We start from the raw sequence: 14,041 nt of genomic DNA, 5'->3' as shown, positions 1-14,041 counted from the left end.
CGTGGACGTGAGCGTGGACCAGGGCAGGGCCGGCGGGTCCGAGGAGCCGGGCGAGGACGGGCGCCCCGTCGCGGAGCTGCCGGTGGAAGGGCAGTCCGAGGACCGACCCGCAGACGGCGCCGGCGCTGAGGGCGAGTCCGGCCGGGACGCCGGCTCCGAGGGCGTGTCGGCGGACGCTGACGGCTCCGGCACCAGCGCCGACGGCACTGAGGGCCCGAGTGGCGCGGGCGGTGCCGAGCGGCCCGAGGCGCGGCTCGACAAGGCGGTGCGGGTGGCCGAGCAGGCGCTGATCGAGTTCGAGATCGCCGTGGAGACGTTCCGGGTCGAGGTGGAGAACTTCTCGCGGCTGCATCACCAGAGGCTGGGCCCGGTGTACGCGCGGCTCGACGAGCTGGACGCGCAGATCGCGGAGGCGCGGGCGGCGCGCAGCGGGGATCCCGAGGATCTGCGGCGGGCGCAGGAGGCGCGTGCCGCGGTGCTGCCGATGCCCGGGGTGGAGGAGCTGTTCCACGACTGGGTGGATTCCGACGGGCTGTCGCCCGAGGCGGCGGCGATGCTGACGGACCGGCCGGTGCAGCCGCCGAAGCGGGTCCGGCCGTCGGACGAGGTACGGAAGCTGTACCGGGATCTGGCGCGTCAGGCGCATCCGGATCTGGCCCGGGACGAGGACGAGCGGAAGCGGCGCGAGGAGTTCATCACGCGGGTGAACGCGGCCTATGCCCGTGGTGACGAGGGTTTGCTGCGGGAGCTGTCGGCGGAGTGGGCGGCCGGTCCGGTGCCGCAGGTGCGGCTCAGCGAGAGCGAGGAGCTGTACGCGCGGCTGGAGTGGCTGGCGCAGCGCAAGGAGATGTTGTCGCTGGTGGCGCGGGAGCTGGAGGAGAGTGCGATCGGGGCGATGCTGCGGCTGGCGCCGGACGATCCGGACCGGCTGCTGGAGGAGATCGCGGAGCAGCTGCTCGCGCAGGTCGCCGAGCGTGAGGCGGAGCTCGCGGCGCTGGTGCAGTAGGTTTCGAGGGGTGTGCGTCCGTCGGGACGCGTCGTCGCTGAGAGAAGGCCAGGTTCATGAATTTCGCCCCGCTGCCGTCGGTCGACGCGGCTTCCGTGCCGGCCGGTGCTCTGCTGCTCGATGTCCGTGAGGACGACGAGTGGGCGGCCGGTCATGTCGAGGGTGCGCTGCATGTGCCGATGAGCGGGTTCGTGGCGCGGTTCGGCGAGGTGACGGCGGCCATGGCGGAGGCCGGGCAGGCGTTTGTGGTGTGCCGGGTGGGTGGCCGTTCGGCGCAGGTCACGCAGTATCTGGTGGGGCAGGGCTTCGACGCGGTGAATGTCGACGGCGGGATGCTGGCGTGGGAGGGCGCGGGGCGTCCGATGGTGACGGACGACGGAAGCCCCGCCTACGTTCTCTGACACTTCCCCGGCGGTCGGCCTCTCCCCCGGCGGTCAGCCGAGCTGGTGGGTGGCGAGCAGGTCGCCGAGTTCTTCTTCGTGCCGGGCCGCGGGGCCGAGGGCGAGTTCGAGGTGTTTGGCCCAGGCGTGGTAGCGGTGCAGGGGGTAGTCGGTGTCGGCGCCGAAGCCGCCGTGGAGGTGCTGGGCGGTCTGGACGACGCGGCGGACGCCTTCTGATGCCCAGATCTTGGCGACGGCGATGTCTCCTGCGGCGGGGAGACTGCCGGTGGCGTCGGTGGTGAGGCGCCAGGCGGCCTGCCAGAGGGTGACTTCCATGGCGCGCAGGTCGATGTAGCGGTCGGCGGCCTGGACCGCGACGGCCTGGAAGGTGGCCACGGGGTGGCCGAACTGTTCGCGCTTGCCGGTGTATTGGCTGGTCATGCGGAGGACTTGTTCGCCGATGCCGAGGGCGAGCGCGCAGGTGCCGGTGGTGAGGAGGCCGTGGAGCCGTTCCCAGGCGCCTTCGGTGGTGATGACGTCGGTGTCGTCGAGGCGGACGTCGTCGAGGTGGAGTTCGGCGAGCTGTTCGCCGTGGGTGCCGTATTGCGCGGTGAGGGTGAGGCCGGGCCGGCTGCGGGGCAGCAGGGCGAGGACGGTGTGTCCGTCGTGGGTGTGCGCGGGTACGGCGATGTGGTCGGCGTGGTGGGCCCAGGGGACGGCGCTGGTGTGGCCGTCGAGGGTCCAGGCGCCGTGGCCGCGGTGGGCGGTGACGGAGAGGGGGGCCGGGTCGTGGCCGGTGCGTCCGTGGGCGGCGGCGGTGAGGACGAGTTCGCCGCGGGCGACGCGGGGGAGCAGGGCGGTCGCGGTGGCCTCGGGGGCGTACTGCTGGAGGGTGAGGGCGACGGCGCTGGTTTCGAGGAGGGGGATGCGGGCCAGGGCGCGGGCGGATTCGCGGAGGACGAGGCAGAGGGCGATGGGGTCGAGTCCGGAGCCGCCGTGGGCGGGGGCGAGGGTGAGGCCGAGGAGGTCGGTGTCGGCGAGGCGGGCCCAGAGGGCGCGGTCGAAGTCGTCGGCGACGGCGCCGGGGGTGAGGGCGGGGCTGGGGACGGTGTCGGGTGGGACGTCGGCGAAGACGGCCTTGGCCGTTTCGGCGGCCGCCTGCTGTTCTTCGGTGAAGGTGAAGTCCACGGTCCTGTCCCTTCCGGCCTTGCCCCTGAGCTGATCCGACGGATCGTCAAGATAGAACAGGTTCTACCGGAAGGGAATGGCCGGGCGCGCCCGGTCGTGCCCGGACGCACCCGGCCGCGCCGGTCCGTCAGCGGTCGAAGTCGAGCTCGACCTCCGGGGTGGCGGGGTGGGACTGGCAGGCCAGGACGTAGCCGGCCTCGGTCTCCTCGGGTTCCAGGGCGAAGTTGCGGTCCATCCGCACCTCGCCGGTGACGAGGAAGGCGCGGCAGGTGCCGCACACGCCGCCCTTGCAGGCGTACGGGGCGTCCGCCCGGGCGCGCAGCACGGTGTCGAGCAGCGTCTCGCCCTGCTGGACGGGCCAGTTGCCGGACCGGCCGTGGAGCGTGGCGGTCAGCGTGGCGTGGGCGGGGGCGTCCGCCGCGGGGGCCGGGGCGGGGGCGGAGCCGTCGTCGACGTGGAAGATCTCCTGGTGGATACGGGTGCGGGCGACGCCGAGGCCGCGCAGGGCCCGTTCGGCGTGCTGCACCAGGCCGAAGGGGCCGCACAGGAACCAGCCGTCGATCTCGCTGACGGGCAGGAGCGCGGGCAGCAGGGCGGTGAGCCGCTCCTCGTCGAGCCGTCCGGAGGGCAGGCTGGCCTGCTGTTCCTCGCGGGAGAGCACGGTGATGAGCTGGAACCGGTCGGGGAAGCGGTCCTTGAGGTCGGCGACCTCGTCCAGGAACATCGTGGAGGCCGCGGTGCGGTCGCTGCGGACCAGGCAGAACCGGGCCTCGGGTTCGCGGGCGAGCAGGGTGGCGGCCATCGAGAGGACCGGGGTGATGCCGCTGCCGCCGACGACGGCGGCGAAGTGTCCGGGGCGCGGGTCGAGGAGGAAGCGGCCCATGGGTTCCATGACCTCGACGGTGTCACCGACGGCGAGTTCCTTGAGGGCGTAGGTGGAGAACTCGCCTCCGTCGACCAGGCGGATGCCGACGCGCAGGACGGGGGTCTCGCCCTCGGCGGCGGCCGGGGCGCAGATCGAGTAGGTGCGGCGGATCTCCTCGCCGGCGGGGCCGGTGCGGCGCAGGGCGAGGTGCTGGCCGGGGGTGTGGCGGTAGGCGTCGCGCAGCTCGGCCGGGACGGCGAAGGTGACGGCGACGGAGTCGTCGGTGAGCCGCTCGACCTCGCTCACACGGAGCGGATGGAACCCGGCCCGTCCGGCGTCGCCGGCGGTGGCGGCGGAGGAGGCCATCTACAACTCCTTGAAGTGGTCGAACGGTTCGCGGCAGGCGGTGCAGCGGCGCAGCGCCTTGCACGCGGTGGAGGAGAAGCGGCTGAGGAGTTCGGTGTCGGTGGAGCCGCAGTGGGGGCAGCGGATCGCGAGGGTGAGCGGTATCGGTCCGCCGGCCGGGCCCTGGGGGCGGGGCGGGGCGATGCCGAACTCGGCGAGTTTGCGGCGTCCTTCGTCGCTGATGTCGTCCGTCGACCAGGCGGGGCTGAGGACGGTGACGACGCTGACCTCGGGCACGCCGTGCGCGTGGAGGGCGTGTTCGATGTCGGCGGACATCGCCTCGACGGCGGGGCAGCCGGTGTAGGTCGGGGTGAGTTCGACCTCGACGCGGCCGGGGGCGTGGACGTGGACGCCGCGCACCACGCCGAGTTCGGCGAGCGTGATCACGGGGATCTCGGGGTCGGGGACGGCGCCGGCGATCCGGGCCAATTCCTCTTCGAGGGCGGTCGGGGCCGGCCTCGGCGCGGTGGTCACCATGATGCCCCCGGGTGGCTGCGGTGCAGGTGCTGCATCTCGGCGAGCATGCGGCCGAAGGACTCGGTGTGGAGTCCCTGCCGGCCGGCACCGGCGGACCAGGCGCCGGTGCGCGGCCCGGCGGGGACGGTGAGCGTCGCCCGGCCGAGGACGGCGGTGACGGAGTCGAGCCAGGCGGTCTCCATGGCGGCGCTGTCCACGTCGAGGCCGTCGAGCGGCTCGAACAGTTCGCCGGTGTAGCGCCACAGGGCGTCGCAGGCGGTCTGCATGCGCCGGTGGCTCTCCTCGGTGCCGTCGCCGAGGCGCAGGGTCCAGTGCTCGGCGTGGTCCTGGTGGTAGGCGACTTCCTTGACGGCCTTGGCGGCGATCGCGGCGAGCGGGCCGCCGCCGGCGGCGAGCTGTGTATAGAGGAGGCGCTGGTAGGTGGAGAAGTACAGCTGCCGGGCGATGGTGTGGGCGAAGTCGCCGTTGGGCTGTTCGACGAGCTGGCAGTTGCGGAAGGCGCGCTCCTCGCGGAGGTAGGCCAGTTCGTCCTCGTCGCCGCTGAGGGAGAGCAGGGCGCGGGCCTGGCCGAGGAGGTCGAGCGCGATGTTGGCGAGGGCGACCTCTTCTTCGAGCACGGGGGCGCCGCCCGCCCACTCCCCCAGCCGCTGGGCGAGGACGAGGGCGTCGTCGCCGAGGGCGAGGGAAGCGGCGGGCGCGGTGGTGGGGTGGCCGGTCACAGGTGCTTCACCCCGTCCGGGATCTCGTAGAAGGTGGGGTGCCGGTAGGCCTTGTCCGCGGCGGGTTCGAAGAAGGGGTCCTTCTCGTCGGGCGAGGAGGCGGTGATGGCGGCGGAGGGCACGACCCAGATCGACACGCCCTCGTTGCGGCGGGTGTAGAGGTCGCGCGCGTTGCGCAGGGCCATCTCGGCGTCGGGTGCGTGCAGGCTGCCGGCGTGGGTGTGGGACAGTCCGCGGCGCGCGCGCACGAACACCTCCCACAGCGGCCATCCGTCGGTGGTCATGCCTGTGCCTCCCCGTCCTTGTGCGGTCCGGCGGCGGTGCCGGTGTGGTGCGTGTCGTCGTGGCCGGTGTGCGGCCGGTGCTTGTCGGCGTAGGCCGCGGCGGCCTCCCTGACCCAGGCGCCGTCCTCGTGGGCCTGGCGGCGCTTGGTGAGCCGCTGCTCGTTGCAGGGGCCGTTGCCCTTGAGGATGTCCCAGAACTCGTCCCAGTCGATGGGGCCGAAGTCGTAGTGCCCGCGCTCCTCGTTCCACTTCAGGTCGGGGTCGGGCAGGGTGAGGCCGAGGGACTCGGCCTGCGGGGCGGTGGCATCGACGAAGCGCTGGCGCAGTTCGTCGTTGGAGTGGCGCTTGATCTTCCAGGCCATCGCCTGCGCGGAGTGGGTCGACACGTCGTCCGGCGGGCCGAACATCATCAGCGACGGCCACCACCAGCGGTTCACCGCGTCCTGGGCCATGGCGCGCTGGGCGTCGGTGCCGCGCGAGAGGGTGAGGAGCGCCTCGTACCCCTGGCGCTGGTGGAAGGACTCCTCCTTGCAGACGCGGACCATGGCCCGCGCGTACGGACCGTAGGAGCAGCGACAGAGGGGGACCTGGTTGGTGATGGCGGCGCCGTCGACGAGCCAGCCGATGGCGCCGACGTCGGCCCAGGTCAGCGTGGGGTAGTTGAAGATCGACGAGTACTTCTGGCGGCCGCTGTGGAGCTTGTCGAGGAGCTCGTCGCGGCTGGTGCCGAGGGTCTCGGCCGCGCTGTAGAGGTACAGGCCGTGGCCCGCCTCGTCCTGGACCTTGGCCATGAGGATCGCCTTGCGCCGCAGGGAGGGCGCGCGGGTGATCCAGTTGGCCTCGGGCTGGATGCCGATGATCTCGGAGTGGGCGTGCTGGGCGATCTGGCGGATGAGGCCGGTCCGGTAGCCGTCGGGCATCCAGTCGCGGGGCTCGATGCGCTCGTCGGCTGCCACGGCGGCGTCGAACACCGCTTCGAGGGCGGCCTGGGTCGCCGTCGCGCCCTCTGTCGCTGTCGTCTCTGCCGTACCTGTGGCCATCGGACTCCCTACCGACCGATCGTTCGGTTGACTGACTTCAATGGTCGTTCGGCGGCCCGTATGGTGTCAACCCTGTGGATAACTGCTGAGGCCGAGCGGGAGCGGGGCGCGATGGACTCGTACGACGACGGGGGCGGGACCGCGCCCGGACCGGAAGGTTCGTCCGAACGGGTGGCCGAAGCGGATCCGCTCCCCGAGCCCCCAGCGCCGCGGGCCGGGATCGCGGGGCTCTCGATGCCGTACCAGGTGGTCGCGGCCGTCGCCCTCGCCGTGGCCGGCGTCTTCGCCTGCGTCCATCTCGCGATGGTGTTCCTGCACGTCGCGCCGTCGAACACGCTGACCAAACAGCACGGCGAGGCGGTCGACGACTGGATCTACCCCGAGTTCGAGCAGAACTGGAAGCTGTTCGCGCCCAACCCGCTCCAGCAGAACATGTCCGTGCAGGTCAGGGCCGAGGTCGTACACGCCGACGGCAGCCGCGGCACCAGCGGCTGGACCGACCTCACCGCCTGGGACGTCGAGGGGATCCGCGGCAACCCGCTGCCCAGCCACACCCGGCAGAACGAGCTGCGCCGGGCCTGGGACTTCTACCTCGGCTCCCACACCGAGGACCACCGCCCCAACGGCCTGCGCGGGCGGCTCTCCGAGCAGTACGTCCGCCGGATCGTCATGCAGCGCCTCGACGAGCGGGCCCTCGGCGGCACCGTCGACAAGATCCAGCTCCGCACCGTCACCCGGCCCGTTCCGGCCGCCCCCTGGAGCACCGAGAAGATCGACACCGAGCCCGTCTTCCTCGACTACCCCTGGTGGCGCATCACCGCCCCCGACCGCCCCGGCGCCGCCACCGGCACCGAGGCGAAGGACGCGGCGGACGACGAGGCGAAGGACGCGGCGCAGGCCGCCGCGGCCGGGACGGAGACGGCCCGATGAGCCAGAGCCCGCGCCCCACCCCCGCGCCCGCGGCGGACGCCGCGCCCGCGCGCCCCCGCCGCCCCTTCGACCGGCGGCTCGCCGCCGCCGTCCAGAAGGTCACCGGCGAGGCGCTCGGCCCCTACCAGAGCGCGATCATCCGCATCGGCTTCTCCTTCACCTGGCTGTTCTTCCTGCTGCGCGAATGGCCCCACCGCCTGGAGCTGTACGGGCCGGACGGCCCCTGGTCCTGGGACATGGCGCGGCAGCTGATCACCGACAACCGCGCCTTCACCGTGCTCATGTGGTCCGACGGGCGCCTCTGGTTCGAGGTCGTCTACGGCCTCGCGGTGCTCTCCGCCGCCCTGCTGCTGGTCGGCTGGCGCACCCGGGCCGTCTCCGTGGTCTTCATGGCCGGCGTGCTCTCCCTGCAGAACCGGTCCATCTTCATGGGCGACGGCGGCGACAACGTCATCCACCTCATGGCGGTCTACCTCGTCCTCACCCGCTGCGCCCAGGTCTGGTCGCTCGACGCCCGGCGTGCCGCCCGCGGCCGCGCCGGCCAGGGCCCCGCCGGGCCGCTGCTGTGGATCGTGCTCGGCGGCTTCCTGATGGCCGCCACCTGGTTCTCCGACGTCACCGGCGAGTGGTGGCTGCTGGTGCTCCTGTGGGTGCTGTGGCTGGGAAACGCGCTGTGGTGGCTGGTGTGCCGCTTCGCCCCTGGCGAGCCGCGCACCCTGCTCGACGTCCTCGCCAACCTGGCGCACAACGCCACCCTCGCCCTGATCATGGCCGAGGTCTGTCTCATCTACGCCACGGCCGGCTGGTACAAGGTGCAGGGCTCGCGCTGGCAGGACGGCACCGCGCTCTACTTCCCGCTCCAGCTCGACTACTTCTCCCCCTGGCCGGCCCTCTCCGGCCTGCTGGGATCGAGCGGGGTGATCGCGCTGCTGCTGTCCTACGGCACCGTGATCGCGCAGGTCGCGTTCCCGTTCACCCTGTTCAACCGCAAGGTCAAGAACGTGCTCCTGGTGGCCATGATGCTGGAGCACGCGGGCATCGCGCTGCTGTTCGGGCTGCCGTTCTTCTCACTCATGATGATCAGCGCGGACTCCGTGTTCCTGCCCACCGCGTTCCTGGTGTGGCTGGGCGCGCGGGCCGCCCGCGGCCGGGACCGGCTGCTCGGCCGGTCCGCGGCCGGGGCCGAGCTGCCCGGACAGAGCCGTTCGGGTGACGAGGCCGGCACCCGTACCCTCGTCGGGTGAGCACCACCGAAGAACAGCCCGCACCCGTCCCGGGCGCCGAGCCGCTCCAGTACGACGAGGGGTACGGCCCCGAGATCGGCGTCGGCCCGCACCCGCGGCCGTGGCCGGACGACGAGCGCTACGACCCCGAGCTGCTGGCCGGAGGCGACCGGCGCAATGTCGTCGACGCCTACCGGTACTGGACGCGCGAGGCGATCGTCGCGGACCTGGACACCCGCCGCCACGACTTCCACGTGGCCGTGGAGAACTGGGGCCACGACTTCAACATCGGCTCGGTGGTGCGGACCGCCAACGCCTTCCTGGCCAAGGAGGTCCACATCGTCGGACGGCGCCGCTGGAACCGGCGCGGCGCCATGGTCACCGACCGCTACCAGCACGTCCGGCACCACCCGGACACCGCGTCGCTGACCGCCTGGGCGGCCGCCGAGGGCCTGCCGGTCATCGGCATCGACAACCTGCCGGGCGCGGTGCCGCTGGAACGGACAGTGCTGCCGCGCCGCTGTGTGCTGCTGTTCGGGCAGGAGGGCCCGGGCCTCACCGAGGAGGCACGCGCCCACGCCGCCATGGTCTGCTCGATCGCCCAGTTCGGCTCGACCCGGTCGATCAACGCGGGTGCCGCGGCCGCCATCGCGATGCACGCGTGGGTGCAGCGGCACGCCGACGTACCGGCCCCCGAATAGCCGACGTGCCGGCCCCCGAACAGGGACCGGCACGCCGGGCGCGCCGCGAGATCAGGCCTGGCGGCGGACCTCCACCACCCGGAAGCGGTTGGAGACGAAGGCGCCGTCGCACAGCGCCGCGTTCGCCGCCGGGTTGCCGCCCGAGCCGTGGAAGTCGGAGAACGCGGCCGTCTGGTTCACATAGACGCCGCCCGTCAGGTTCAGCGACAGCTGCGCCGACTCCTCCAGGCAGACCTCCTCCACGGCCCGCTCGGTGTCCGCCGAGGTCGTGTACGCGCCGACCGTCATCGCGCCCTTCTCGCGCACGGTGCGCCGCAGCAGCTCCAGCGCGTCGGCCGTCGAGTCGACCGACACCGCGAACGAGACCGGGCCGAAGCACTCCGAGAAGTACGCCGCCTCCGCGTCCGGCTTCGAGCCGTCCAGCTTCACGATCACCGGGGTGCGCACCACGGCGTCCGGGAACTCCGGGTTCGCCACCTCGCGGGAGGCCAGCGCCACCTCGCCCAGACCGGCCGCGGCCTCGAGCCGTGCCTTCACGTCCGGGTTGACCAGGGCGCCGAGCAGCGCGTTCGCCCGGGCGTCGTCGCCGAGCAGACCGCCGACCGTGCCCGCGAGGTCGGCGACCACCTCGTCGTACGACTTCGGGCCCTGGTCGGTGGTGATGCCGTCGCGCGGGATCAGCAGGTTCTGCGGGGTGGTGCACATCTGGCCGCTGTACAGGGACAGCGAGAAGGCCAGGTTGGAGAGCATCCCCTTGTAGTCGTCGGTGGAGTCGACGACGACCGTGTTGACGCCGGCCTTCTCCGTGTAGACCTGGGCCTGCCGGGCGTTGGTCTCCAGCCAGTCGCCGAAGGCGGTCGAGCCGGTGTAGTCGATGATCCGGATCTCGGGGCGGACGGCCAGGGTCTTGGCGATGCCCTCGCCCGCGCCCTCCGCGGCCAGCGCCACCAGGTTCGGGTCGAAACCGGCCTCGGCGAGGACCTCGCGGGCCACCCGCACGGTCAGCGCCAGCGGCAGCACCGCGCGCGGGTGCGGCTTGACCAGGACCGGGTTGCCGGTGGCCAGGGACGCGAACAGGCCCGGGTACCCGTTCCACGTCGGGAAGGTGTTGCAGCCGATGACCAGCGCGATGCCGCGGCCGACCGGGGTGAACTCCTTGCTGAGCTCCAGCGGGTCCCGCTTGCCCTGCGGCTTCGACCAGGCGGCGCGGCCGCCCGGGGTGCGGGTCTGCTCCTCGTACGCGTACGCCACGGCCTCAAGACCGCGGTCCTGGGCGTGCGGGCCGCCGGCCTGGAACGCCATCATGAAGGCCTGGCCGCTGGTGTGCATGACCGCGTGCGCGAACTCGTGGGTGCGGGCGGAGATCCGGGCGAGGATCTCCAGGCACACCAGGGCGCGGGTCTCGGCGCCGGCGTCGCGCCAGGCGCCCATGCCGGCACGCATCGCCGGCAGCAGCACGTCGAGGTCGGCGTGCGGGTACTCGACGCCGAGCGCCGGACCGTACGGCGAGACCTCGGCGCCCGTCCAGCCGTCCGTGCCGGGCTGGTCGAGCTCGAAGCGCTTGCCGAGCAGGTCCTGGTAGGCGGCGAGACCCGCGGCGGCGTCCAGCGAGCCGTGCTCCCCGTAGGCCTTGGGGTGCTCCGGGTACGGGGACCAGTAGGCGCGGGTGCGGATGGTGGCGAGGGCCTGGTCGAGCGTGGACCGGTGCTTCTCGGCCAGACGGTCGGTGGTCAGCTGAGCGGTGGCCATGGAATGGACCAACTCCTCGTCGAGCTGGGCAGGAAGACGCGTACGGAGTTAGAGTAACCGAACGATCGGTCGGGACAAGGGGGTCCGTCGATCCTGTGGAGAACCCATCGGGGAGGATCACTCCTATGACCGCCAACACGCCCGTCCAGGGGAGCGACGCGATGCCGGCCGACGGAGCCGGGACCCTCGGGCAGGGCATCGGACCGGACGGCGTCGTCGCCGTCGTCGGCACCGGCACCATGGGCCAGGGGATCGCCCAGGTCGCCCTTGTCGCGGGCCATCCGGTGCGCCTCTACGACAGCGCGCCCGACCGGGCCGCCGAGGCCGTGGCCACGGTCGCCGCACGTCTGGACCGGCTGGTCGAGAAGGGCCGGCTCGACGCGGCGGAGCGGGACGCGGCCGTCGCCCGGCTGCACGCGGCCGGCGCGCTCCAGGAGCTCGCCGACGCCGCCCTGGTCGTCGAGGCGATCGTCGAGCAGCTCCCGGTCAAGCAGCGCCTGTTCGCCGACCTGGAGCAGGTCGTCGCGGCGGACGCCGTGCTCGCCACCAACACCTCCTCGCTGTCGGTGACCGCCATCGCGGGCGGCCTCGCGCACCCCGGCCGGTTCGTCGGCCTGCACTTCTTCAATCCCGCCCCGCTGCTGCCGCTGGTCGAGGTCGTGAGCGGCTTCGCCACCGACCCGGCCGTCGCCACGCGCGCGTACGAGACGGCGAAGGGCTGGGGCAAGACGCCGGTGCGCTGCACCGACACCCCCGGCTTCATCGTGAACCGGGTCGCCCGCCCCTTCTACGCGGAGGCCCTGCGGATCTTCGAGGAGGGCGCCGCCGACCCGGCCACCATCGACGCGGCGCTGCGCGAGTGCGGCGGCTTCCGGATGGGCCCCTTCGAGCTGACCGACCTCATCGGCCAGGACGTCAACGAGGCCGTGACCCGCTCGGTGTGGGACTCCTTCTTCCAGGACCCCAAGTTCACCCCGTCGCTCGCCCAGCGCCGGCTGGTCGAGTCGGGGCGGCTCGGCCGCAAGAGCGGGCACGGCTGGTTCCCGTACGCGGAGGGCGCCGAGCGCCCCGAGCCGCACACGGCGGCACCGGCCCAGGCACCCGCGGGCATCGCCGTGCGCGGCGACCTCGGGCCCGCGCATCCGCTGGTGGAGCTGTTCGAGCAGGCCGGGATCACCGTGCGGCGCCGGAGCGGCAGCGGATACATCGCGCTGCCCGGCGGCGGCCGGCTGCACCTCGCGGACGGCGAGACCGGCTTCGAGTTCCGCGATGACGAGGTCGTCTACTTCGACCTCGCCCTCGACTACGCGAAGGCGGGCAGGATCGTTCTGTCCACCGGGACGCGGACCTCGCGGGAGACCCTGGAGGAGGCCGTGGGCCTGTTCCAGGCGCTCGGCAAGCAGGTGTCCGTGATCGGGGACGTCCCCGGCATGATCGTGGCCCGTACGGTCGCGATGCTCGCCGACCTCGCCGCCGACGCCGTCGAGCGGGGCGTCGCCTCCGCCGAGGACATCGACACGGCGATGCGGCTCGGCGTCAACTACCCGCTGGGGCCCCTGGAGTGGGCCGGGCGGATCGGGCACGCGCGCGTGCGGAACCTGCTGTCCAACCTGCACGAGCGCTACCCCACCGGCCGCTACGCGCCCTCGCTCGCCCTCGCGCGCCGCGGGTACGACGAAGAGGCGGCGGAGGCGGCAGAGGATTCCGCGGAGGAGACCGCATGACCACCGCGCGACGCGACACGTACACCCCCGAGACGCTGCTCTCGGTCGCCGTGGGGGTCTTCAACGAGCGCGGTTACGACGGCACGTCGATGGAGCACCTGTCCAAGGCGGCGGGGATCTCCAAGTCGTCGATCTACCACCATGTGGCGGGCAAGGAGGAGCTGCTGCGGCGGGCCGTGAGCCGGGCGCTCGACGGTCTCTTCGGCATTCTCGACGAGCCGGCGGCGAACCGCGGCCGGGCCGTCGAGCGGGTCGAGTACGTGACCCGGCGCACCGTGGAGGTGCTGATCGCCGAGCTGCCGTACGTGACGCTGCTGCTGCGGGTGCGCGGCAACACCTCGACCGAGCGGTGGGCCCTGGAGCGGCGCCGCGAGTTCGACCACCGGGTGGCCGAACTCCTCAAGGCGGCGGCCGCCGAGGGCGACCTGCGGGCCGACCTGGACATCCGGCTCGCGACCCGGCTGCTCTTCGGCATGGTCAACTCGCTGGTGGAGTGGTACCGGCCGCACCACGACTCCGCGGCCGAGCGCGAGCAGCTGGTGGACACCGTCGTGTACCTCGCCTTCGACGGGCTGCGCACGGCCCGCTGAGACGTACGGATTCGTCGGGACGGACGACGAGGGCCCGGCCGGGATCGCCCCGGCCGGGCCCTCGCGCGTTCCCGGCCCCGTCAGTCCCCTTGGTCCCGTCAGTCCCGCTGGTCCGGGTACGGGGCCGGGGACGGGTCGAGGTCGGTCTCCTCGAAGACCAGCAGGGTGCGGGTCGAGAGCACCTCGGGGATGGACTGGAGCCGGGTGAGGACCAGCTCGCGCAGGGTCCGGTTGTCCGGGGTGTGGACCAGGAGCAGCACGTCGAAGTCGCCGCTGACCAGGGCGATGTGCGCGGCGCCCGGCAGGGCCTGGAGCTGTTCGCGCACGGTGCGCCAGGAGTTCTGGACGATCTTCAGGGTGATGTAGGCGGAGGCCCCGTGCCCGGCCCGCTCGTGGTTGACGCGGGCACCGAAGCCGCGGATCACGCCGTCGTCGATGAGCCGGTTGATCCGCGCGTACGCGTTGGCGCGGGACACGTGCACCCGTTCGGCCACGGAGCGGACCGAGGCCCGGCCGTCGGTCTGCAGCAGCCGCAGGATGTCACGGTCGATGGCGTCCAGCGGGCGGGCCGGGGCCGGCGGGGGGACCATGGCAGGGCCGGCCTGCGGACCCGGCGGCGGGCCCGCGGGGCCTCCCCACGTCCCCAGGGGCACGGGCGCCGTCCCGGCCGCGGGGGCGGCGCCGGGGGGCGTGTTCAGGGGCTCGCCGTCCGTGTGCTCGTCGACGTCGGCCATTTGTTCATCCGCCATGTCCCCCCGCC

Annotated in this window: 15 protein-coding genes; 7 read left to right on the top strand and 8 right to left on the bottom strand. The window is 72.9% G+C overall.

Translation table 11 applies throughout. The annotated features are described in order from the left end of the window. The first annotated feature begins 163 nt into the window (after window positions 1–163). Both AB0C73_RS10365 and AB0C73_RS10360 read left to right on the top strand, forming a co-directional pair. On the top strand, window positions 164–1,006 hold the full coding sequence (locus tag AB0C73_RS10365) for a J domain-containing protein (RefSeq protein ID WP_362527261.1): 843 nt from the start codon (window positions 164–166) through the stop codon (window positions 1,004–1,006). A 56-nt stretch (window positions 1,007–1,062) separates the two neighbouring features. Beyond that, window positions 1,063–1,407, top strand: a complete 345-nt coding sequence (locus AB0C73_RS10360) for a rhodanese-like domain-containing protein (protein ID WP_362527070.1) — start codon at window positions 1,063–1,065, stop codon at window positions 1,405–1,407. A 33-nt stretch (window positions 1,408–1,440) separates the two neighbouring features. Here the strand turns inward: AB0C73_RS10360 and AB0C73_RS10355 are convergent, their stop codons facing one another. The 6 genes from AB0C73_RS10355 to paaA all read right to left on the bottom strand — a co-directional run bounded on the left by AB0C73_RS10355 (window position 1,441) and on the right by paaA (window position 6,364). Next, window positions 1,441–2,574 (bottom strand): acyl-CoA dehydrogenase family protein, encoded by a 1,134-nt coding sequence (locus AB0C73_RS10355; RefSeq protein WP_362527068.1) that lies wholly within the window; start codon window positions 2,572–2,574, stop codon window positions 1,441–1,443. Window positions 2,575–2,701: 127 nt separating this feature from the next. Next, window positions 2,702–3,805 carry a 2Fe-2S iron-sulfur cluster-binding protein gene (locus AB0C73_RS10350; protein WP_362527065.1) on the bottom strand — a complete coding sequence of 368 codons (1,104 nt, stop codon included), beginning with the start codon at window positions 3,803–3,805 and terminating at the stop codon, window positions 2,702–2,704. Next, on the bottom strand, window positions 3,806–4,321 hold the full coding sequence (gene paaD / locus AB0C73_RS10345; RefSeq protein ID WP_362527063.1) for a 1,2-phenylacetyl-CoA epoxidase subunit PaaD: 516 nt from the start codon (window positions 4,319–4,321) through the stop codon (window positions 3,806–3,808). It abuts the gene before it with no gap. Next, the gene (gene paaC, locus AB0C73_RS10340) at window positions 4,315–5,040 is read right to left on the bottom strand and encodes a 1,2-phenylacetyl-CoA epoxidase subunit PaaC (protein ID WP_362527060.1); all 726 of its coding nucleotides are present in this window, start codon (window positions 5,038–5,040) and stop codon (window positions 4,315–4,317) included. The genes paaD and paaC overlap by 7 nt, the downstream gene beginning before the upstream one ends. Then, entirely contained in the window at window positions 5,037–5,324 is a 288-nt protein-coding gene (gene paaB / locus AB0C73_RS10335; RefSeq protein WP_362527058.1) for a 1,2-phenylacetyl-CoA epoxidase subunit PaaB, read from the bottom strand. The genes paaC and paaB overlap by 4 nt, the downstream gene beginning before the upstream one ends. After that, on the bottom strand, window positions 5,321–6,364 hold the full coding sequence (gene paaA / locus AB0C73_RS10330; protein WP_362527056.1) for a 1,2-phenylacetyl-CoA epoxidase subunit PaaA: 1,044 nt from the start codon (window positions 6,362–6,364) through the stop codon (window positions 5,321–5,323). The genes paaB and paaA overlap by 4 nt, the downstream gene beginning before the upstream one ends. Window positions 6,365–6,424: 60 nt before the next feature. Between paaA and AB0C73_RS10325 the strand changes: the two genes are divergently transcribed. The 3 genes from AB0C73_RS10325 to AB0C73_RS10315 are packed head-to-tail and all read left to right on the top strand — an operon-like array spanning window position 6,425 to window position 9,218. Then, complete coding sequence (locus AB0C73_RS10325) at window positions 6,425–7,294, top strand: DUF5819 family protein (RefSeq protein ID WP_362527053.1); 870 nt, start codon at window positions 6,425–6,427, stop codon at window positions 7,292–7,294. After that, complete coding sequence (locus AB0C73_RS10320) at window positions 7,291–8,538, top strand: HTTM domain-containing protein (RefSeq protein ID WP_362527050.1); 1,248 nt, start codon at window positions 7,291–7,293, stop codon at window positions 8,536–8,538. Before AB0C73_RS10325 ends, AB0C73_RS10320 begins: the two co-directional genes overlap by 4 nt. Next, complete coding sequence (locus tag AB0C73_RS10315) at window positions 8,535–9,218, top strand: TrmH family RNA methyltransferase (RefSeq protein WP_362527047.1); 684 nt, start codon at window positions 8,535–8,537, stop codon at window positions 9,216–9,218. The genes AB0C73_RS10320 and AB0C73_RS10315 overlap by 4 nt, the downstream gene beginning before the upstream one ends. A gap of 51 nt (window positions 9,219–9,269) precedes the next feature. On the opposite strand, the gene paaN is transcribed toward AB0C73_RS10315, so the two are convergent. Then, window positions 9,270–10,967, bottom strand: coding sequence for a phenylacetic acid degradation protein PaaN (gene paaN / locus AB0C73_RS10310; protein WP_362527045.1), 1,698 nt, complete (start codon window positions 10,965–10,967; stop codon window positions 9,270–9,272). A 161-nt stretch (window positions 10,968–11,128) separates the two neighbouring features. On the opposite strand from paaN, the gene AB0C73_RS10305 reads away from it, so the two are divergent. Beyond that, the gene (locus tag AB0C73_RS10305) at window positions 11,129–12,691 is read left to right on the top strand and encodes a 3-hydroxyacyl-CoA dehydrogenase (RefSeq protein WP_362527258.1); all 1,563 of its coding nucleotides are present in this window, start codon (window positions 11,129–11,131) and stop codon (window positions 12,689–12,691) included. Then, a complete protein-coding gene (locus AB0C73_RS10300) occupies window positions 12,688–13,281 on the top strand; it encodes a TetR/AcrR family transcriptional regulator (RefSeq protein WP_362527043.1) in 594 nt (197 codons plus the stop codon). The genes AB0C73_RS10305 and AB0C73_RS10300 overlap by 4 nt, the downstream gene beginning before the upstream one ends. 98 nt (window positions 13,282–13,379) lie before the next feature. Here the strand turns inward: AB0C73_RS10300 and AB0C73_RS10295 are convergent, their stop codons facing one another. Continuing rightward, on the bottom strand, window positions 13,380–13,871 hold the full coding sequence (locus AB0C73_RS10295) for an Lrp/AsnC family transcriptional regulator (protein ID WP_362527256.1): 492 nt from the start codon (window positions 13,869–13,871) through the stop codon (window positions 13,380–13,382). Between the last annotated feature and the right edge of the window lie 170 nt (window positions 13,872–14,041).

The organism is Streptomyces sp. NPDC048623, from assembly GCF_040650755.1.
Lineage (GTDB): Bacteria > Actinomycetota > Actinomycetes > Streptomycetales > Streptomycetaceae > Streptomyces.
This window is presented reverse-complemented; position numbering and strand designations above follow the sequence as displayed.